We start from the raw sequence: 19,438 nt of genomic DNA, 5'->3' as shown, positions 1-19,438 counted from the left end.
AACCCCAGCCGTGAATCCCGCTTCGAATCGGAAAGAGCTGAACCCGCTCTAGTGCGCAGGTTCAGCGTCACGCGGAAGCTGTCGCCTGGATCGAGTTCCGCGTCGGCATCAAGGGGTTCGTCTGTCCCGGCATAAGCAATGTCCACTGACACGAGGGTCGGTGCCGGCTTCCGTGAAGAGGCCGCGCTTGGCGTGGCCCGAGGTCAGGGTCTTGGGCACGCAGGGCAGCACCCGGTGCCCTCGCAGGCCAGGACCTGCTCACCGTTGAGGTAGCCCCGGTCGGCCAACACCGTGAGCGCGGCACATCCCGTCGCCTCCCGCGCCAGGGTGGCGCCTTCCAGCACCTTGCGGTCCTGGATGAAGAAGGTGGCAATCGGGCCACCTCGACGCGGCGCCCATCGCGCATTGCAGCTCGACGGCCCGCCGCATCGCGCATGGCGAGCTTGCGATGGCCGTCGGCCGCCGTTCGTACGATCGGAGCGGCTATTCCAGCAACATGCCGGAGGCCACAGCATGTTGCGGCGAGGTCGCGATCGACTTGAAAAGGGTGCGGATCGCGTCCTGGTTCGCGGCGACAGAGACAAGCTTGCTCTGGCTTGTAGGACTCAGTCGGAGAGATCAGCCGGGTCATACGGAAAAGTCGCTGCAAAAAACGAGGGCTGTCGCACTCAGGGCTGAATGCGCCGTGAAGGCAGCTCCGTTGAACCAGAACGCGGTCGGGTTGGCCCTCGCCGTCGAGAGCGTCAGGAGCAGCAGCAGGCTCTCGATTGCGAGAAGTGCCAGCCAAGGAAGGTCCGGTGGCGTTAGCAGGTACGGAACGCGTGAGATGCCGTACCCCAAGAAAGCGGTGGCGCTGGCGGCATTGACCCGCGAGGATGGGAAGCCGCGTCCCGACGGCGATGCCCAGCTCAGCGCGCCAGCACGCGCCGAAACAGCGACGGCGGATAGAACAAAATTCAGATTGTCCGACAAGGAGGGCCCACAGGGCACGTGGAAAGCTTACAACAGTAGCCGAGGCATGGCACCTTCGCGAGATATTGTGCTGACGCTGAGCCGGAGAACCCTAGATGCTCGGTCGAGTGATACTAACTGCATTCGCGGCCTCCCTCTCATGCCCTCCCTTTCGCAGAACGACGCCTCGGCTTGTACGATCATTGCCCGCTCCCGCGTTCGTCGAAGTTTCCGAATGATGTGCGCGATTTGTTGACAGACTTGCCCTAACGATCAGCAGTGAGGCTGATCGAGATCAGCGGCCCAACCCGCAGCGAACCGATCGTGGCGAGCGGAGGTTGGAACGGCGCCGGCCGTTACCATCAGAGCAGGGAGGCTGTCGTGTTCTTGGTTGTCTTGGGCCTCTGCGGGGTGGCGGCGAGTTTCTGCCTGTCCTGGGTCGGCCTGATGGTCATAGGGCTTGTGGCGAGCCCTCTCTACACGATCGCGATGATCCGGTCCGGGGCTTCCACGACGGGTGCGGTCGTCTACGCCCTTGCTGGCTTCGGACTCCTTCAGGTCGGGTTCGTGCTGAACGGTTTCGTCTCCGGTCTTGCCACGCGAACGGACGATCGCCCGGGCTCTGGCGGTCTGGCCGTCCCGGAGCGCGGAGTGCTCGGTCCGGACAAGACGTGCCCCTCGCGCCGGGGCTCCGGCCAGCCGGGCCTGCTCGGCTCCTACCTGCCCCTGATCACGACTCGCCGACCTCCCTGCCGGGTCGATGGCGGTGCCTGGGATGGCGTCGAAGATCCTGGCTACCGCATCCGCATGCTGGTACTGGCGTGGCGCGGACGCGGCGTGTCGGTTGCGATCGGACGGCCTTATCCGGTCGGCATCGTCCCATCCATGCGGGTGTCGGCCGCCTTGGTCGTCACGGACCGCGCGACAGCCAGCGATACGTTGCCGTCCTACCGCGGTGCGACGAGCGATCCGACCCGCATAAAGGGCGACGGCTAGACCGAGATCCGGTTGGCGCCGCGGACGACCCGTGGTGGCCGCTTGCGGGCTGGCGACGGGATGCCGGCCATCTGATTGACGTAGGCCGCTCGTGCCCGCGGGCTGGGCGAGACGCCGTTCCTCTCGCACCAGGGGAGGAATCCTTCCTCATCGATGATCATGCGGCAAGGTCACGATGCCAGATCGCGTCAACTCGCGCTCGACCTGGGTAGTGCGTCAGTTTGAAATCCGGCCAGTCTGACGGTCGCGCTCCGCCCCCCGCTCCTGTATGCTTAGCGGAAAGCAGGAGCGAGGACAGTATGGCGAAGGCACCCTTCTTTAGCTCCACCGAGCATGTCCCAGGCACTTACGCCGTCGAGTTTGTGACGGATGCCATGTTTCTCGTTCCGGTAGATCAACACCCCGAGGACGAGAAAGGAAAACACGAAGTCAGAGATGGGAGCATCGCCGGCCTTCGAGCGCGGCGCCTCGCGGAGGACTTCGTCCGCTTCTGGGACGGGAAATGACGGGCCGCCCTCGCCGCCCCGCCGACGTGGTCGGCAACGCCGTCCGCGTGATGCAGATCGCGACCGGAGAGCGGGAGGAGGAGTTCGAGCCCGAGCCCGTCGCGCCTCCGAAGAACGCCGCCGCCGTTGAGATGGGCAAGCTCGGCGGCCGGAAGCGCGCCGAGGGCATGACGCCGGAGCGCCGAGCCGAGATCGCTAGGAAGGCGGCGGAGAAGCGGGTGGGGAAGGGAATGAATCGCACCACCGAAAGCCGCTCGACCTCCTCCCACTCCGTCCAGCCTGACCTAAACTCTATCCTGAATTCACCTTCTTGCTGGAATTGAAACTGAGTTCCTATCGACAATTCGAAACGGCGGGGCAGGAAGGCTTGCGCGACGTACCATGACGACAACGTCCAAAACGTCACCGCGAAGCGGGTCCAGTGCGACGAAATTTGGAGCTTCACCTACGCCAAGCAGAAAAACGTCGCGTCCGCGAAGGCGGCTCCGGCCATCGCTGGCGACACCTGGACGTGGACGGCCCTGGACGCGGACAGCAAGCTAATCGTGTCATGGCTCGTCGGCGGGCGTGACGCCGAATACGCCCTCGCGTTCATGGACGACGTGCGGCAGCGGCTCGCGAACCGGGTGCAGCTCACGACGGATAGCCACAAGGCTTACCTCCAGGCGGTCGAGGAAGCCTTCGGATCGGACGTGGACTACGCGCAGCTCGTGAAAATCTACGGTGCAGCCCCGGACGCCTTCAAGGGCCGCTACAGCCCGGCAGAGTGCATCGGGGCGGAGAAGCACCGGATCGAGGGCCGGCCCGATCCGAAGCACGTCAGCACGTCCTACGTGGAACGGCAGAACCTTACGATGCGGATGCAGATGCGCCGCTTTACCCGGCTCACGAACGCGTTCTCAAAGAAGTTCGAGAACCACGTTCACATGGTCGCGCTTTACACGGTCTGGTACAACCTCGTGAAGCAGCACCGAAGCCTCAAAGGCATGTCTCCTGCCATGGCGTCAGGCGTAAGCAAGACGCTGTGGTCGGTCGAGGATATCGCGAACTTGGTCGAGGCGGCGGAGCCGGCTCCTGTGAAGCGTGGGCCCTACAAGCCTCGTGCAACGTTGAAGGAAGCCTAGGATGGCCGCTATCTCAGCCGATGAAGTATTACCTGGCTTAGTCACTTATCTTGATCCGGCTGAGTCGAAACGCTTTGATGGCTGTCTCACAAACGTCCCTGATCTTTCACGCTGATCGAGCCGGCCCCTTTCTAGTCCTGAAGGCCGATGATGAGTTGGATGGGTTCCTCGCCGTGCCTCTCTACACGGGAGAAGGTCTCGACGGAGTTCGTATGGAGTTAGACGAAAACGAGAAGGACGGCGCCGGTTCTGGGTGGCAAGGTCGGACCAGCTATTGGCACACAAAGCACTTTTGGATCATCCCGCGTGCATGCTTCCCCATCGCTTCGCGGACTGAGATGAATCCGGCGTCGGATCGTAAGCGCTACGCGACCGATCGGCTGGCCGAGATCATCGCTCACCGCGACGATTCAGAGATCAGCTTCCGATCCCCGATTTCAAAGTGATGCCCTACCTCGACCTGGCACGCCTTTGTCAGCCGGGCCTCGTACCTCGTGGGGGAAGTGCCTGCGGTCGGCCAGGCGGTCCACGGTCGGATAGCCGGCTCTCGTGTACCAGGGGAGCGCGAACGGACCTAGGGACATCTCTACCTCATAGCGAGCCGCAGCGAATGCCTCACCGGTGCGGCGGGCCAATGGTCCTGGCGGCCGGAGCGACCGCGAGAATGCCTAAGGGCGAAGCAGCAATCAGTATGGCGGCGCCGTAAAAGCAGAGGCCGACGAACGAGACGAAGCCTCCGATTGCCGGTTCGGTGAGGCCGTATATCAACGGAAACAGGAGAAGGGCGATGGGGCGGTGATTGCCCTGAGAGACGCCACGGCGGAGAGTCCTAGCGAGGGCGACCGCAAAGAGCGTCAGCCCGACGATGCCTCCGGCGAACAGCACGTTCAAGTACAGGTTATGTGCGTGCGCCGCTGCCTTGAAGAGGAGGGGGTGGACCGGAAGGATGAACTTGGCCGATCCTTCACCGTATCCGACCAGGGGCTTCTGCATCCAGAGATCGAGCACCACCGACCAGATGCGGGTTCGCCCGGTGCCGCTCGTGATCTCCTCAACCGAGCCGGATCGCGACAGGCTCTCCAGGATCGCGTCCCCTGATAGCGCCATGACGAGCGTGGCGACGCCGATCCCGAGCGCCAGCAGGACGAGCTTGAGTGCCCGCTCTCCCGCGGCGATCCAGGCATAGATGAGGGATGCCACCGTCGCCACCACCGACATCCGGTTGTTGCTGGCTGCGAGGCAGAACAGCATCGGGGCGAGAAGGACGTAGATCCATGGCCGCCGCCAGGACAGCTTCGCGAGCAACAGCGTCAGAAGGATGCCGAGGCCCGCAGCCGCACCCGCTGCGTTGGCCGTGCCGAACACGCCGGACAGGCGCGATGTGGGAACGAATACGCCATTTACCCAATCGCTCATCCGTCCGAGCTGAGGATTGAGGAGGTAGGCGGCGATCGACAAGCAGCAGAGCGTGAAGCAGGCCGCGAGGAGCGTCCTGACCAGCGCGGACTCGCCGAGGATTCTCCGGTAGGCGCACAGGAAGGCGAAGGCAGCAAGGTTGGCAAATGTCTCGACGAGGGAAACGGCTGGCTGGAGCGACCAGGCGCTCGTCGCCATGACGTAGAGAAGGAAGGCAACCCAGGCGGTCGGCATGGCGACGGGGCTCGTCCTCCGGTGCGTGACGAGAAAGGCGGTCGCGGCCGTGATGGTGACGAGCCCGGTAGCCAAGAGGCGAAGCGCGATCTGGGCGTCGATCGACTTGTCCTCGATCTCCCGGATGCGGAATGTGGCGCAGAGCAGGATGATACCAACGATGGCGAGGCCGGTCGCGTAGCCCGGCCCCCACCGCAGCGCCTGCACCCCGGCGAAAAGGCCGATTGGTAGTGAGAGGGCGGCCACCAGGATGGCGAGCGGCAGCCAGTCGGCGCCGAACACGGCCGACACCAGGGCAGCCGCCGCAATCGCGGAGACGGCCAGGAATCCCGCTACCTGGAACGAGGCGCCGCGATTGATGCGCTGCGCGAAGGTGGTCATGGCTCCTCTTGCCTCGTCGCCTCGGAAGGCGCCGTCTTTCGGCCGGTCCCGACCGCCGACAGGTGATCCGAAACCGGGTTCACGTCGTTGCCGAGGCGCGAAGCTTGGCTCGGCCGAGCCGAGCGAGGAAAACGAGGTTCCCGACGAGGAAACGCCCGGCGAGCCGGCGCGGCTCGAGGCAGAGCCTGAACACCCACTCGGACCGAACCGCCCGGACCCAGGCGGGCGCACGCGGAACAGCCCCGGCGATGAAATCGAGCCATGCCCCGACCGCGACGCCACAGGGGCAGACGTCCGGCACGTGCCGGGCAATCCAGCGCTCCTGCCGCAGGTTGCCCATCCCGACCAGGATCAGATCCGGCTTCGCCTGGACCAGGCGGTCTTTCAGGGATGCTTCGTTGCTCTGGTCGAGGAAACCGTGGTGATGATCGACGACTTTGTGCCGGGGCCATCTTGCCTCGATGCGCCGGGCCGCCTCGGAAACGACCTCGTTGCTCGTACCGAGGAGAAAGATGCGGAGGTCGTGCCGCGTCCGGTCCAGGAGGCTGGTGACGAAGTCCGTCCCATTCAGGTTGTGCGGGAACTTCGCGCCGTGAAGCGCCCAACTGGCGATGTCCAGCCCGACGCCGTCGTTCAGGACCAAGAACCCGTCGAGCTCCTTCTGGAAGGCCGGGTTGCGCGAGCAGAGGTTGGAGAGGTGGGCATTCAAGAAAGCCACCCGGGTGGAGCTGCGCTGGGCGACCCTGTCGTCTATATGGGCGATCACCTCGGAGGCCGGGCCCGAGTGAACCAGGACCCCGAGGATGCGGACGGACTTGAGCATGATCGGGGCTCCGGTTGGGACGAGCTGCCGATCAGGCGCGCAGCCCCAAGACGCGCGGGTCCTGGAGGATGATGCGAAGCAACCCGAGCGCCACGCCGACGAGAAGGGCGCCTGTGAGGATAACCAGCATGCGGGGCGAGGATTTCAAAAGCGGAGGGTATGCGGCGCTGGCGAGTTGCGCGTCCGGGAAGGACATGAATTGCTGCTGCCAGGTATCGGCGGCTCGCTCGAGAAACCGGTCGTGCAGGACCCTGAAGGTCTGCGCCGAGCTCTCCAAATTCTTCAAGGTGACCCGTAGAGAGGCGGAACTCTCGCCTTGAAGCGAGCCCGCAAATTTAAGCTCCTCCACCTTCCGCTCGGCCTCCGAGGTTTGGGCCTGCAGCTCCTTTGTCCGTGCCTCGAGCATCGTGCTGAGGCTTCGCGCGGTTGCCTCCCGCCGAGCGGCCTGATCGGCAATGAAGGTCTCGGCATAGGCGTTCGCGATCCTGGCGGCCTGTGCCGGGTCTGGCATGGTTGCCGACAGCTCGACCGCGTAGGTCAGCCCGATGCGGCGCGCGGCGATACGGTCGCGCAGCTCCCGGGTTGTCCCGGCCACTTGGCCCTCCGGGGAGGCGGCACGCTCCTGGCTTGTCGAGAACACACCTTTCAGACCGTCGATGATCTTGGCCACCATTCCGGGGGCGAAGGCCGGGTCTAGAGCCAGATGTTCGCGTTCGACGAGCTTGCGGGCGACGTGCTCCGATCTGAGAAGCTCGACCTGGCTTTCGATATTGGCGGATTCGACGTTAGCATCGGCGATCGCGGGCGCGGCGCTCCGCAGACCCGCGGCCGTCTTGGTGTCGATGAGGAGGAGAGCCGTCGCCGTGTATCGGGGAGCCGCCAACAGCAAGTACGCTCCCGCGGAGGCCGCCGATAACCCCGCTGCCAAGGCGACCGTCCTCCAGCGTCTCAGCACATGTCGAAGGAAGCTCGCGAGGCTTGGATCTGCGGATTGCGCCTGAGGCATTTCCGACGGTCGTTCTGCAGGACCCTCCAAAGCTTTCAGAGCTCTGGGAAGCCTGGATCCGCCGCGCATCGCACGCTGCTGCCGATTGATTCTCGTGCAGGAACATCAGCCTGAATGCTGCCGTCAAGCTTCTCACACCAAGCGAACTTGACGTCATGCAGGAGGAATTCATCCATCAGGTGCCGATCCTGTCCACATAAATTGCGCCTGTCTAATTGCGTTGGTACATGACACCGGATCGCGTCGGTACGCGGGTGAGGGGATAAACTAACCGTACGACCATCACGCATCGGCGCGCCTGCCTCGCGACGCTGGTACGCCGAGTTCGTTGAGCTCGAGACATCTTACCTTCTCGCACTGCAACTATACGGCCAAAGTTGACCGATTCACGGTGGCTGATGCCCGCAATCGGACCTAAATCGTTACAGTCGTGGTTTATAGCGCAGGTCCTGTTCTTGCTACACTCTGTACCATTTCGGACAAAACCAGTCAACCATGGAGCACATTGCATTGCACAAAGTTTATGATTTTCAGTAAGGTGGACCGGCGAGTACAACTCGCAAGGCTGCTGAAGCTGCTGTTCGTGGGCCGTGAGGGTGATAAGTGTCTAAGCACCTGATGGACGCTCATTACCCAATACTCGGTTCTCGCCGATTTTTGACGCGGCTGCTTGGAGCACCGCAGAATGTAGGCCGACGCAGCCCCCTTCCGATTCTAATTCAAGGGCAAGCAGCGGCGTTCCCAGCCAATCCGTATCTTGTGTCCGAAACCAAGCGAGTATTCGACGTGCTCGGGGCTTTGGGCCTCCTGATTGCCCTTTTGCCCTTACTTCTGATTGTAGCCGCGTTAATTGCGTTCACCTCGCGCGGCCCGGTCCTGTTCCGGCAGACCCGGTGCGGCCTCGGTGGCCGACCTTTTACGATCTACAAGTTTCGGTCCATGTATATTGGCGCCATCATCGGCCTGGAAGTCGTTCAGGCCAAGCGCTCCGATCCGCGGGTCACCCCGATCGGGCGCTTCATAAGAAGGGCGAGCGTTGACGAGCTGCCCCAGCTCGTCAACGTGCTGTGCGGCGACATGTCCCTCATCGGACCACGACCGCATGCCATTGAGCACGATCAATACTACAGCGAGCGTATCCCGTTCTACGTCAAGCGCTTTGCAGCAAAGCCGGGCCTGTCGGGACTCGCGCAGGCCAACGGGTTTCGCGGGGAGACGCCGCAGCTGACCGACATGGCGCGGCGGGTCCGGCTCGATCTTGTCTACATTCGGACCGCGTCGGTGTCGGGCGATGTCCGGCTGCTCGCCGCGACGGTTAGAGAGATGTTCTTCAGCTCGACCGCTTTTTGAGCCCCCTTTGGTGGCCGAGCCTGACGCAAGGACCGCATCCATGACCAAGTCTTCAAGGCCGATGCGCGTGGCGGCGGCCGTAGTGGCACTTGTCCTGGTGAGCAGCGCCAGCCGCGCCGATTATCGGCTCCAGGCCGGTGACGTGATCGAGACTGCAGTCGCGGGCCTGCCCGACCTGCGCCAGCGCAGTACGGTGGGCCTGGATGGAGAGGTCTCCGTTCCCATGATCGCGCCGTTGAAAGTCTCGGGGCTTAATCTCAGCGAGGCGGAAGCCCTGATAAAGGAGCGGCTTTCGCGTAAGCTCTACCAGCAGCGCACGCCCGATGGCCGTGAGAGCGTCACGGCGATCGCGCCGGATGCGGTCCTCGTGACCGTCGCGGAATACCGGCCGATCTACCTCAACGGCGACGTGACCAAGCCCGGCCAGCAGACTTACCGACCTGGCATGACAGTCCGGCAGGCGATCTCGCTCGCTGGCGGATACGAGATCATGCGGTTCCGCATGAACAACCCGTTCCTGGAGACTGCCGATCTGCGCAACGAGCACCAGACGCTCTGGATGCAATTCGTCACCCAGCAGGCCCTAATTTGGCGCCTCGAGGCTCAACTCAATTCCACCGGTCCGGCGGCCCTGGACAGGTCGCTCGAGGCGGCCACCCAGGGTCCAGTCTCCGCCCCTTTCCTCCAGAGCGTACGGGCCAGCGCTCGAGGTCAGCTCAACATCGCGGTCGATCGCGCGCAGGCCGAGCGGGTCTTCCTCCAGAAAGCGGTCAAGACTGCCGACGACCAGATCGCCCTCCTTCGTTCCCGGCAGGAGAAGGAGGAGGAGAGCGTCAAGGCGGACGTGGCGGATTACGACAAGCTCAAGGAGTTTTCCCGAAGCGGCAACCTGCCCATGACCCGTCTGTCGGAGGCGCGCAGGTTGTCCATGTTCTCGGCGACCCAGTCGCTCGCGACCAGCGTCCAGTTCACGGCCACAGTTCGGGAGCGTGACGAGGCGTTGCGCAAGGTCGCGCGACTGGACGAGACGCTGCGGGCCGACATGCTGAAGCAGGTCGAGGCGGCGACGCTGGAACGCGACGGAATCCGCTCCCGCCTCGCGGCCGCCGGAGAGAAGATTGCCTATACGGGCATGATCCGCTCCCAGCTCAATCGGAAGGGCGGGCCCGCCCCGACGATCACGATCACCCGGCCCGAGGCGGATGGCGGGGGCACAGTCACGGCCGACGAGAACGCGCCCGTGCGCCCGGGCGACACCGTCGATGTCGCCCTCCACACAGAGGTTCCCGAGGTCTCGCAGTGAGGGCCGAGGCACCATGTTTGCGCCCCCATCGACGGCATGTCCTCGCCGGTGCGGCTGGCTTGTCGCTCGCCGGTGGTGCCGTCCGTGCGGCCCCGATGCAGACCCGACCCGCCGCCCCGGCCCGCCTCGCCCGGGGCCTGAATCTGTCGCATTGGTTCGCGCAGAGCGTTCGGGGCTATGGGCCCGACCACCTGGCCGGCTTCGTCACGGACCGTGACCTAGACCGACTGGTCGAGGCGGGATTCACGCATGTCCGCCTCGGCCTTGAGCCCTCGGTGCTTTTCGACCAGACGGGCGGCGAGCCGCGCTTGGTCGCTGCCGTGCTGGAGGCTCTCGAGGCGGCACTTGACCGGATCGGCACGCGCGGGCTCGCGACCGTACTGGACCTCCATCCTGTCGGGTCGTCCAAGGAACCGCTGCTCACGCCCGCGGGGGCGGGCGCCCTCGTGGATCGCTGGGCGGTGCTCGCCCGGCATCTCGCGAGCCACCGGGGCGGGGACCTCTTCCTGGAGATCCTGAACGAGCCGGAGCCGATGAGGGGCGATGCCTGGTGGGCGCTTCAGGACCAGGCGCTTCGTTCCATCCGGGACGCCGGTGCGACCGGCCCGGTCATCGTGAATGGCGGAGGCTGGAGCGGTGTCGACGACCTCGTCGGTCGACGAGGATATGCCGACCGGAACGTCATCTACACGGCGCATTGCTACGCGCCGCTGCTGTTCACGCATCAAGCGGCGGATTGGACCTGGGACGTTGCAAAGGCGATCGGGAACCTGCCTTGGCCGATTGCCCCCTCGGACGCCCATCGAGAAGCGACAGTCGCCGCCACCGACGAGCGGGCCCGGGGCTTCCTGCGAGCGGAGATCGAAGGCGGACGCTTCACCCGAGAGGCCCTCGTCGCCGATCTCGACCGGCTCGCAGCCTGGGCGCGGGCGGAAGGTGGAGCCGCGATCTACATCGGAGAGTTCGGCGTCTACGCCAAGGCGGCGCCAAGGTCTGCCCGCTTGTCCTGGATGCGGGCCTCACGCGAGGGCTTCGAGCTCAGGGGCTTCGGTTGGGCCGCCTGGGACAACTCGCCAGGCTTCGGCATCTTGGCGTCCGACTCGCGCGATGGCCGCCTCGATTCGGCAACCCTGACCGCGTTGGGGATGTCGGCGTGATCGTCAGCTTCGCCGGCCGCTTCCGCTCGGTGTCGCTCCTGGCGAGTACGCCCCTCCTCGCCGCAAACCTCCTCGAAGCTTTGCTTCCCTTCGCCCGGAACGTGGCGCTGGCCCGGCTTGTGGCACCCGAGGATTTCGGCCTCGCGATCTCGCTCTCCATCGTGCTCGGCATGCTGGAGGTGGTGACGGATTTCGGCTTGCCGATCCTCGTGGTCCGCAAGGAGAACCGTGTTCCGCACGACGTCATGATGGGTACGCTCCAGAGCCTCGCGATCATGCGGGCGGCCGTCCTGGGCGGGATCCTTCTCGCAGCCTCTCCCCTGGTCGCGACGCTCTTCCATGCGCCTGACCAGGTTGGCGTCTATGCGCTCCTGGCCCCCATCGTCCTTCTGCGCGGATTCGAAAATTACGGCGTGAAGGAGCTGATGCGGCGGTCGTCCTTCGGGCGCGAGGCCGCTGTGACCGGGGCGGCCCAGGTCGCGGCCTTCGCGACAACGGTCGCGGCGGCCTGGCACCGACCAGACCTCACCTGCATGATCTGGGGCCTCGGGGCCGCGACCGTGACGACGGTTGCGCTCTCGCACTTCCTGTCGCCGACGCGCTACCGGCTGCGCTGGAATCGGGAAGCCCGGCGGGATGCGGCCCGGTTCGGCCTGCCGCTCCTCGTCAACGGTGCCGCGGCCTCCCTGACGCTGTCCGACCGCCTTCTGATCGGGGGCGTGCTCGGACCGATGCCGCTCGCCTTCTACAACGTCGCATACGGCACGGCGCAACTCCCCCGGACCGTCATAGCTCGGTTCCTGACCAGCGCCTTCCTGCCGCTCTTCGTACGCCAGCGCGAGCAGGGCGGCGACGAGGCGGCCCTGTTCGATAGCTGGGCCTGGTGCCTGTCCTGCCTCGCCTTCGCCTATGGTCTCGCCCTCAGCCTCGTCGGCGACCAGCTTCTCGCCCTGGTCTTCGGCCCCGCCTACCAGCCATCGCGCTTCTTCATGGGGCTTGCCGGCCTCAGCGTCTGCGTGAAGCTTCTCGCGCTCCTTCCCGTGCCGGCCGCCTACGCGGCGGGAAATACCCGACTGGTCGCCTACGGTTCCATCCTGTCCGCGCTGGCGGTCGTTCCCGGCGCACTGGCGCTCCTCGCCACCCGAGACCTGACCCTCTTCCTCCTCGGGATGACGGTCGGGGATATCGTTGCGCTCGCCCTGCTCGGTCGGCGGGCAAGGCGCGAGCACGTCTTCAACCAGAATGCGGCCTGGTGCGCGGCGGCATGGCCCTCGCTGCTCCTGGCCTCGCTCGTCATCCTCACGTGGCTCGCGCCTCAGCTGACGCTTGCTGCCTGGCTCGGAGCGGGTCTCGCCGCACTCGCGGCGTCCGGGGCGCTCTATGGCCTTATGCTCAGCCGCTTCGACATCCGGCTGCGTATCCTCTTCTCGTGAGACCTGCGCCATGACCATGATCCTGTTCACGACGACGGACCTAAAGAGCGAGAGACAGGCCGACTTCCGTCGCTTGCTCGCGAGCGTCGAGGCGAACAAAGGCGTGCCGATCCGCCACCACGTCCTATTGCAGAATGCCGATGGCGAGGCGCTCGCCTGCTGGCGGACCGAGGCTCCCGGGAGCCGGTTCTCCGCCCTTCCGGGGCGGACCTCCTTGTCGGCGGCCCGCAACATAATGATATCGGAGGCTTCGGCGGAACAGGCGCCCGGGGAGGATGACGTGGTCTCCTTCCCGGACGACGATTGCTGGCTGCCGGACGGCTTCCTGGCCTGGCTCGACCGCACCTTCGCGGAAAGCACCGACCTTGACCTGCTCATCTGCGGCATGTCCCTCCATCCTGAGACATCTGCCTTCGGCGCCCGGGACGTCTTACCGGTCGAGGCTCGACAGGTGGTCCGGCTGTCGAGCTCGAACAACATGTTCCTGCGCGGCTCCCTCATGGCGACGCTCGGGCCATTCGACCCGGGCCTTGGGCTTGGAACGTCCGCAGGAGGAGGCGAGGACACGGACTATGCATTGCGCAGCTATTTCGGCGCGCGCCGGGTGGGCCTCATCGACCGGCCGCTAGTCGGGCACCGGACTGCCGACCGCGGCTCGGCTGCGAAATACTTCCGGGGTGCCATGACCGTACTCGCCCGCCACGCCAGTGCCCGGCCGGCGCTCGCACGGGAATGCGCCAGGAAGGTGCTAGTCGGGGGATTTTTCGTCGGCTCCGGGCGGCTCTCGGTATTCGAGTACATCCGCGGTTTACGCGAGGGCGCGGGAGCGCTGCTCGGGCGCCGCTCGGCCGCGCACGGGGGAAGGCGCCCGTGAGCGAACCGCGTCTCCGCCTGCTTTTCTGCGTCAACAATGGTTATCTGCCGCAGGCCGCCGTGGCTCTCTCGTCCGTTCTAGAAACGGCACCCGGCGCCCGGGTCGCGGCGACCGTCGCGGCGTTCCAGCGCAGCCCGTCGCTGAGCGACGAGGTCTTCGCCCCAATCCTCGCCCGATATCCTGGTTGTACGGTCCAATACTGCGACCTCAATCATAGAATCGTCGCGGGGCTCCCGGCGACGGCCCGCTTCCCACGGGAGATCTACACCCGCATCCTTCTCGGTCGCTTCATGGAAGCCGGTTGCGAGCGTGTCCTGTATCTCGATGCCGACGTCCTCGCCCTGGCCGATCTTCGCCCGCTCTTCCAGGCCTCTCTCGGGGGCGCGACGATCGGGGCGGTCCGGGACCACTTTCGGCTGGATCCCCAGGCGATCGGCTTCAGCGAGGGCGAACCCTATTTCAATTCCGGTGTGATGCTCTTCGACCTTCGCGCCTGGCGCGAGCGCCGAGCGGAAGCGCGCGTGCTCGAGATTTTGGCCCGGCAGGGCGAAAGCCTGCCCTGGCTGGACCAGGATGCCTTGAACATCGCGCTACGCGGGGAGGTCTGCTTTCTCGATCTCGGCTGGAACTTCCAGCCCCGATGCGCGGACGTGCCGGCCGGTTTCCTCGGCCTCTCCGAGCCGGAATACCGGGCGTTGCGCGCCCATCCACAACTTGTCCACTTCACCACGTCGCTCAAGCCGTGGAACGCGCCTGGCCGGATTCACTACAGCGATCGCTTCTTCGCGGCGGTAGCAAGGGCTGGACTCGCCCAACGCTTCCCTCGTCCATGGACGAGAAGCCCATCAGCCCTCATCGCCGGTGCGAAAACGCGGCTGCGGTGGGCCTTCCCAAGGGCGTTCCGAGCTGCGCGCTCGTTGCTGCGGCCTCGGGCGGCGGCGTTGATGTACCGGTCCCGCGCGCAGACCTGAGGAGGATGCCGTGGACCGACGCCGCGCCGGCAGTCCGGACATCAGCTATATCATGGCCGCGCATGATGCCGCGCCATGGGTGGAGGCGGCGATTGCCTCGGCCCTCGCCCAGCGGGACGTTTCGGTGGAGGTGGTCGTGGTCGACGACTCCTCCCAGGACGACACCCTCGTCCGTGTCCAGGCCTTAGCGGCCCGGGACTCACGGGTCCGCGTGACGGCGCTTGCCACAAATCGTGGGCCGGCTGCGGCGCGCAACGTCGCGCTGCGGGAAGCCCGGGGCGCCTGGATCGGCGTCCTGGACGCGGACGACCTCCTCGCGCCGGAGCGCAGCCGCTGCCTGCTCAACCTCGCCGAGGAGATCGGCTGCGTCCTTGTTGCGGACGACGCTCTCCGCTTCCTAGACCAGACGCCGGACGTGACCTGGCCCTTGCTCGGTCTGCTCCCCGGGACGGCACCGATCGAGGTCGGGATTGCTGAGTATCTCATGCGGAACCGCCTGACGGGAGGGGATGCGAATCTCGGTTTTCTGAAGCCGCTGATCAAGGCAGACTTCCTCGCCCGGCACGGGCTCAGATACGACGAGCACCTCCGTATCGGGGAGGATTTCGATCTCTGTCTGCGCTGCCTAGCAGCTGGCGCGGCGCTCACGATCCTACCGCAGGCCCTGTACCGGTACCGCGTCGTGGACGGATCCCTGTCACGCCGCTTGAAAGCGTCCGACCTCCACGCCCTGCAGAAGGCCTATACCACCCTCACGTTTCCACGTCGCCCGTCGCCGGATCTCGCCCAGGCGGACGCAGCCTATCGGGGTTCGCTCGACGACCTCCTGACCTGGACCGAGATCAGGGAATTGCTTGGCAGGCGGGAATGGGCCCGTGGGGCGGCCCTGCTGGCGAGAGGCGGCGCTTTCGGCGCCGTCGCCCGAACCCTGCCGGCCGCCTTGACCCGGCGTCTCGGTGCACGGACCTCCATGCGCGCGAAACAGGCACCGTCGTAGACGCACCCGTCAGGCCTTCGTCGCCGCCATACTCGTCAAGATCTCTGAACGGAGAAGAAACGCGGGTAGTCGGCGATGTATGTTCGGTTGGAAGCGGCAAGCGCCTCCCCAAAAGTTCAAGCGACAATCCTGAAATAGCCCGTATCTCGGTCCGCAACAGAGCTCGTGACCAGTGCATGAACTCTATTGCTTCAGCATCAGACTGCGCGATTTTGACAAAGAAAGCCACGGCCGCGCTTGGCCTCCCACGCCGCCGGCGAGCACGAAGACGTGGCCATCGACCTGGCCGGCCGCCCGGGCGAGGTATCGGTCGAGTTCCTGAACGACCTCTATGGTGGTTGGACGTCACCGACCCCAACCTCGAGGTCCAGCAGGTCAACCCGGACGGCCATGCGGTCCCGGGCTTAGCCGCCAGCAACTCTGTCAGCTTGAACGACGCCACGAGGCTCAGCTTTTTCCAACGGAGAGGCCCCCTTCCACCCCGACGGCTGGTGGTGAAAAAGGGGCCGAAACGTCCGACGTCTGGATCCGTCACCCCTCAGGGTTCGTCCCGAGAGTCCGGGTCGGATGGCTTCGTTCAATCCGGTGTGGAACACGATGTCTACTTCCGAGAAGAGCTGGGGCAACCCCGCTGCTGTTGTAACCCGCCCCGTTCTGGGCCGCGTCTCATGCGTAGGTTGCCGTGTTATACCCCGCGCCGTTGACGGCTTCGTCGCCGGCATGGGTCTCGCTGCCCCATCACATCTTGTGGACATATAGGTTTCGGTCCCCTGCCGCGCCTCCGTTGAGATCGTCGACGAACCGGATCGCGACCTCCTGCCGGCCGGGCGTGGCCTGAACGTCCAGGACGACCTCCTGCACCTGCCCCGCCGCGTGGGAGGCAGTCGCGACCTGGACCGCCGACCTGCTGGCCGTCGACGGTCACGATGAAATGCGGCGGCCCCTGATAGCTCACCGGAGACGCGCAGCACGAGAGGTCCGTCCGTCGAGGGAGCCGGCCCGTCGGGCCCGGACCCGGTGAACTCATCGAGGAAAGCGGCGCCCGCCTCGGGATGCCGGCCGCCATGCAGGGTGCCGCTGTAGCCCGCAGCATCGCTGTTCCAGTAATTGGCGTAGACCATGTCGTGCTGCGCCATCCAGTCCGCGAAACGGTGGATGTACTCGGCCGCATTGTCCGTCTTGACGCCCCACTCGGAGACGGCGGTCTCTTTGCCGTGCGCCGCGGCTAAGTCCTGGTGCCACTTGAGCCCGTAAGGCTGTGAGACCTTGTTGTGGAAGGCGACGGCCGGGTCCGCGGAGTCCCAGGTCGTATTGTAATAGGCGTCCATCCCGATTACGTCGACATATCCGTCGCCCGGATATGCCGTGGCGAGTTCATCGATCCGCCCAGATTGACGTCCCAGACGAACTTGAACTGGTTTGACACGGAGCGGAACGTGTCTACGAGCTCCCTGAAATCGTCGACAAGCGCCGCCTCATGGCCCTTGGCCGCCCAGGGCATCCAGTCGCCGTTGAACCCCAGCCGACGCGAACATAGATCGGACCCTGGCCGCTCTGGCTGGCCGCGAGCGCCTCGGCGGCCGCCCGGAAATGCCCGTTGAAGGCGCCGGTCGCGACCTGCTCCAGGCAGGTGCCCTCAACCGTTAACGGGACGGACAGGAGCAATCGCGCACCCGCGTCCTTCCCGAGGTTGATCTCGTATGGGATCGAGCTGTTGAACGCCGCCCAACTCCTATCATCAAGGTAGTCAGAACCTGGTCGACCCGGCCGGCCGAGCCAGACTTCCGCGGCATCGAGCGCAGACGCGTCGTTGCCGACCTATAAACCGAGCTTTGTCAAAAACGGCTCCGATCGTTCAACGTACATTAGCGGGGTATAGTGTCCGCCCAGGCTGCAGAAAATGAATTAGAATCCCTCTTATGGGAAGTGATAGTCGCGGATGATTTAACCGATACCACCCGATAAGTTTCAAAATTTGTCGCTGTTGCTGAACAAGCACGTCTGCAGCGAATGTATATTTATTCTGACCTCCAAATTTGGCTATCGGAATAGGACGAGGCGGCCCGCTAATCACCCACGTGGCTAACGGTCGACGGCCGACCGAAGCTTGCCGATTGCGCGACCCGGGCGGATTGGACAGCCTCGTGCACATGCAGAACACGCTCGCCGAAAGGCTGCAGAGAGTCCGGGGGCGGGGCGCCTCGATCGGGGACGCGCCGGCTTTCGTCGCCCGTCACCGGCGGATTGCCCGTTGAGAGAGCGTCTTGCGTGTTTGTTCAATCCTGCCGTCGTTGGTTCGTTTGCGTGCCAGCCGAGTTCCAAACCGGATCGGCACGATGAATGCCGTCCGAATTACGGCAGTGACGGCCGTATTGCTTCGTACTGCCTGTGGAACCCACGCAATGGGCTGCTGGTTCACCCGGTACGGTTAACGGCTGCGTGTCATGACGGTCTTGCTATCACCCTCAGGTTCCCGACGAACAGGACGGTTGGCGCGCATTGCCGACAATATCCTCATTTGGACGCCGCCATCCATCTTCGCGGCAAGCGCCTGGGGTCTACGATGGGCCTACATATGGGCTCTCGTCATAGGCGGACAGACGCTGCTGATGACGAAGTTCGGGCGGGATCTTCGCCATTTGGTCCTTAGGGGACGGTGGCCGACAACATTTCGCCCCTGGTTATTCGGGCTACCTCTCGCCATAGTGATGAGCCTGCTGTTCTTCGGGCCGCCGTTTGCGCTCATCTACCTTGCGGTGGCATGGCTAACCGATCGGAGCATCGCTTTCTGACGTTCCTTGCGGCATCCTATTCATTTCTCCGGGACGTGGCCCGGTCCAGAGCGTAACGATTTCCCGAAACGCTCCAGTCTGGCTCCCTTGGAGTTGGATCGTCAGCACTGGCAGCGCCGGTCGAGCCGGAGCTTCTCCTCCTCGACGAACCTCTGTCCAATCTGGATGCGCAATTGCGCGTGCAGGTGCGGCGCGAACTCCGGACATGCAGCGCCGCTGGGCATGACGACGGTCTTCGTCACACATGACCAGGAGGAGGCGAACACCATTTGCGACAGGATCGCCGTCATGCGCGGCGGCGTGATCCAGCAGGTCGGAACCCCCGTTGAGCTCTTGGTCTGCCCCCTGAGAAGTGGTCCTCCCTGAGGTATGGCTTCGAGCCATGTGGAGGACTGATCGATGTCGAGGAAGCGGCACAAGCCTGAGGAGATCGTCGCGAAGCTGCGGCAGGTTGAGGTCCTGACGGCGCAGGGGCGGACGAACGCGGAGGCGATCCGGTCGATCGGGGTCACGGAGGTGACGTTCTATCGCTGGCGTCAGGAATACGGTGGGCTGAAGGGCGACCAGGTGAAGCGCCTGAAGGAGCTTGAAGCCGATAACACACGGCTCCGCGTGCCGTCTCGGACCTCCCGCTCGAGAAGCTGATCCTGCGCGAGGCTGCCTCGGGAAGCTGGTAAGCCCCGCCCGTCGCCGCGCCTGCGGCGAACATGTGGTCGCCGAGCACGACGTGTCCGAGCGCATGGCCTGCCGTATGCTCGGACAGCACCGCTCGACGCAGCGCAAGTTCCGACGACCCCGGACGACGAGGCGGCTCTGACGGCCGACATCGTCGCGCTCGCCATCCAGTACGGCCGTTACGGCTATCGTCGGATCGCCGCCGTGCTGCGGGCTGCCGGCTGGACAGCTCCGCCGCCCACTGAGCTTCGCTCACCTTCGCGCGTTTGCTGATAGCGCGTTCAGAGAATAGGAGGGCATCGCGTCTTCGTCGCACCAGGTCAGTCATCGGCCGCGGCACAACTTCTCTAGCAGGCTGTTGAAGAACCCGCTCGCGCCGGCTGCTCGGCCGTGGTTCACTCTGGCCCGTGCTGCTGTCGGGAGGGCGGATTGCGAGGGTCAGACGAGCG

General features: G+C 64.9%; 15 protein-coding genes and 6 pseudogenes. 13 read left to right on the top strand and 8 right to left on the bottom strand.

The window, feature by feature from the left end:
* Positions 1-171 precede the first annotated feature (171 nt).
* Positions 172-326 (bottom strand): annotated as a pseudogene (locus ACFE87_RS22890) (IS5/IS1182 family transposase); the annotation flags it as partial.
* A gap of 301 nt (positions 327-627) precedes the next feature.
* A complete protein-coding gene (locus ACFE87_RS22885; protein ID WP_375461967.1) occupies positions 628-972 on the bottom strand; it encodes a hypothetical protein in 345 nt (114 codons plus the stop codon).
* A gap of 360 nt (positions 973-1,332) precedes the next feature.
* Here ACFE87_RS22885 and ACFE87_RS22880 point away from each other — a divergent pair, with 360 nt between their 5' ends.
* The 4 genes and pseudogenes from ACFE87_RS22880 to ACFE87_RS22865 all read left to right on the top strand — a co-directional run bounded on the left by ACFE87_RS22880 (position 1,333) and on the right by ACFE87_RS22865 (position 4,023).
* Positions 1,333-1,947: a hypothetical protein gene (locus ACFE87_RS22880; protein ID WP_375461966.1), complete on the top strand. Its 615-nt coding sequence runs from the start codon at positions 1,333-1,335 to the stop codon at positions 1,945-1,947.
* Between the two features lie 502 nt (positions 1,948-2,449).
* Positions 2,450-2,776 carry a histone H1 gene (locus ACFE87_RS22875; RefSeq protein WP_375461965.1) on the top strand — a complete coding sequence of 109 codons (327 nt, stop codon included), beginning with the start codon at positions 2,450-2,452 and terminating at the stop codon, positions 2,774-2,776.
* A 39-nt stretch (positions 2,777-2,815) separates the two neighbouring features.
* Positions 2,816-3,577 (top strand): annotated as a pseudogene (locus ACFE87_RS22870) (IS1 family transposase); the annotation flags it as partial.
* 77 nt (positions 3,578-3,654) lie between these two features.
* Positions 3,655-4,023: a hypothetical protein gene (locus ACFE87_RS22865; RefSeq protein ID WP_375461964.1), complete on the top strand. Its 369-nt coding sequence runs from the start codon at positions 3,655-3,657 to the stop codon at positions 4,021-4,023.
* A 169-nt stretch (positions 4,024-4,192) separates the two neighbouring features.
* Here the strand turns inward: ACFE87_RS22865 and ACFE87_RS22860 are convergent, their stop codons facing one another.
* The 4 genes from ACFE87_RS22860 to ACFE87_RS22845 form a co-directional block, all read right to left on the bottom strand.
* A complete protein-coding gene (locus ACFE87_RS22860) occupies positions 4,193-5,608 on the bottom strand; it encodes an O-antigen ligase family protein (RefSeq protein ID WP_375461963.1) in 1,416 nt (471 codons plus the stop codon).
* A 79-nt stretch (positions 5,609-5,687) separates the two neighbouring features.
* Positions 5,688-6,431, bottom strand: a complete 744-nt coding sequence (locus ACFE87_RS22855; RefSeq protein ID WP_375461962.1) for a WecB/TagA/CpsF family glycosyltransferase — start codon at positions 6,429-6,431, stop codon at positions 5,688-5,690.
* A 31-nt stretch (positions 6,432-6,462) separates the two neighbouring features.
* A complete protein-coding gene (locus ACFE87_RS22850; protein ID WP_375461961.1) occupies positions 6,463-7,437 on the bottom strand; it encodes a Wzz/FepE/Etk N-terminal domain-containing protein in 975 nt (324 codons plus the stop codon).
* A gap of 35 nt (positions 7,438-7,472) precedes the next feature.
* Positions 7,473-7,613, bottom strand: a complete 141-nt coding sequence (locus tag ACFE87_RS22845) for a hypothetical protein (RefSeq protein WP_375461960.1) — start codon at positions 7,611-7,613, stop codon at positions 7,473-7,475.
* Positions 7,614-8,196: 583 nt separating this feature from the next.
* On the opposite strand from ACFE87_RS22845, the gene ACFE87_RS22840 reads away from it, so the two are divergent.
* The 7 genes from ACFE87_RS22840 to ACFE87_RS22810 all read left to right on the top strand — a co-directional run bounded on the left by ACFE87_RS22840 (position 8,197) and on the right by ACFE87_RS22810 (position 15,522).
* Positions 8,197-8,787 carry a sugar transferase gene (locus ACFE87_RS22840; RefSeq protein ID WP_375461959.1) on the top strand — a complete coding sequence of 197 codons (591 nt, stop codon included), beginning with the start codon at positions 8,197-8,199 and terminating at the stop codon, positions 8,785-8,787.
* A gap of 40 nt (positions 8,788-8,827) precedes the next feature.
* A complete protein-coding gene (locus ACFE87_RS22835) occupies positions 8,828-10,090 on the top strand; it encodes a polysaccharide biosynthesis/export family protein (RefSeq protein WP_375461958.1) in 1,263 nt (420 codons plus the stop codon).
* Between the two features lie 95 nt (positions 10,091-10,185).
* Positions 10,186-11,247 carry a glycoside hydrolase family 5 protein gene (locus ACFE87_RS22830; protein ID WP_375461957.1) on the top strand — a complete coding sequence of 354 codons (1,062 nt, stop codon included), beginning with the start codon at positions 10,186-10,188 and terminating at the stop codon, positions 11,245-11,247.
* Positions 11,244-12,680 (top strand): oligosaccharide flippase family protein, encoded by a 1,437-nt coding sequence (locus ACFE87_RS22825; protein ID WP_375461956.1) that lies wholly within the window; start codon positions 11,244-11,246, stop codon positions 12,678-12,680. The genes ACFE87_RS22830 and ACFE87_RS22825 overlap by 4 nt, the downstream gene beginning before the upstream one ends.
* 10 nt (positions 12,681-12,690) lie before the next feature.
* Positions 12,691-13,554, top strand: a complete 864-nt coding sequence (locus ACFE87_RS22820) for a glycosyltransferase family 2 protein (RefSeq protein ID WP_375461955.1) — start codon at positions 12,691-12,693, stop codon at positions 13,552-13,554.
* Positions 13,551-14,525, top strand: coding sequence for a glycosyltransferase family 8 protein (locus ACFE87_RS22815; protein WP_375461954.1), 975 nt, complete (start codon positions 13,551-13,553; stop codon positions 14,523-14,525). Before ACFE87_RS22820 ends, ACFE87_RS22815 begins: the two co-directional genes overlap by 4 nt.
* Before the next feature lie 10 nt (positions 14,526-14,535).
* Positions 14,536-15,522: a glycosyltransferase family 2 protein gene (locus ACFE87_RS22810; RefSeq protein ID WP_375461953.1), complete on the top strand. Its 987-nt coding sequence runs from the start codon at positions 14,536-14,538 to the stop codon at positions 15,520-15,522.
* 738 nt (positions 15,523-16,260) lie between these two features.
* On the opposite strand, the pseudogene ACFE87_RS22805 reads toward ACFE87_RS22810, so the two are convergent.
* Both ACFE87_RS22805 and ACFE87_RS22800 read right to left on the bottom strand, forming a co-directional pair.
* Positions 16,261-16,404 (bottom strand): annotated as a pseudogene (locus ACFE87_RS22805) (carbohydrate-binding domain-containing protein); the annotation flags it as partial.
* A gap of 338 nt (positions 16,405-16,742) precedes the next feature.
* Positions 16,743-16,904 (bottom strand): annotated as a pseudogene (locus ACFE87_RS22800) (glycosyl hydrolase); the annotation flags it as partial.
* Positions 16,905-18,370: 1,466 nt separating this feature from the next.
* Here ACFE87_RS22800 and ACFE87_RS22795 point away from each other — a divergent pair.
* Both ACFE87_RS22795 and ACFE87_RS22790 read left to right on the top strand, forming a co-directional pair.
* Positions 18,371-18,659 (top strand): annotated as a pseudogene (locus tag ACFE87_RS22795) (ABC transporter ATP-binding protein); the annotation flags it as partial.
* A 54-nt stretch (positions 18,660-18,713) separates the two neighbouring features.
* A pseudogene (locus tag ACFE87_RS22790) lies at positions 18,714-19,214 on the top strand (transposase); the annotation flags it as partial.
* Positions 19,215-19,438 lie beyond the last annotated feature (224 nt).

The organism is uncultured Enterovirga sp., assembly GCF_964242715.1.
Classification (GTDB): domain Bacteria; phylum Pseudomonadota; class Alphaproteobacteria; order Rhizobiales; family Beijerinckiaceae; genus Enterovirga.
The sequence above is the reverse complement of the archived record's forward strand: the minus strand, read 5'-3'. Positions and strand labels throughout refer to the sequence as shown.

What these genes read in the sequence shown, in the direction of transcription:
- ACFE87_RS22865 (WP_375461964.1), top strand. Translation starts at nt 3,655, where the DNA reads ATGGCTGTCTCACAAACGTCCCTGATCTTTCACGCTGATCGAGCCGGC.
- ACFE87_RS22875 (WP_375461965.1), top strand. Translation starts at nt 2,450, where the DNA reads ATGACGGGCCGCCCTCGCCGCCCCGCCGACGTGGTCGGCAACGCCGTC.
- ACFE87_RS22830 (WP_375461957.1), top strand. Translation starts at nt 10,186, where the DNA reads ATGCAGACCCGACCCGCCGCCCCGGCCCGCCTCGCCCGGGGCCTGAAT.
- ACFE87_RS22820 (WP_375461955.1), top strand. Translation starts at nt 12,691, where the DNA reads ATGACCATGATCCTGTTCACGACGACGGACCTAAAGAGCGAGAGACAG.
- ACFE87_RS22835 (WP_375461958.1), top strand. Translation starts at nt 8,828, where the DNA reads ATGACCAAGTCTTCAAGGCCGATGCGCGTGGCGGCGGCCGTAGTGGCA.
- ACFE87_RS22860 (WP_375461963.1), bottom strand. Translation starts at nt 5,608, where the DNA reads ATGACCACCTTCGCGCAGCGCATCAATCGCGGCGCCTCGTTCCAGGTA.
- ACFE87_RS22855 (WP_375461962.1), bottom strand. Translation starts at nt 6,431, where the DNA reads ATGCTCAAGTCCGTCCGCATCCTCGGGGTCCTGGTTCACTCGGGCCCG.
- ACFE87_RS22845 (WP_375461960.1), bottom strand. Translation starts at nt 7,613, where the DNA reads ATGGATGAATTCCTCCTGCATGACGTCAAGTTCGCTTGGTGTGAGAAG.
- ACFE87_RS22850 (WP_375461961.1), bottom strand. Translation starts at nt 7,437, where the DNA reads ATGCCTCAGGCGCAATCCGCAGATCCAAGCCTCGCGAGCTTCCTTCGA.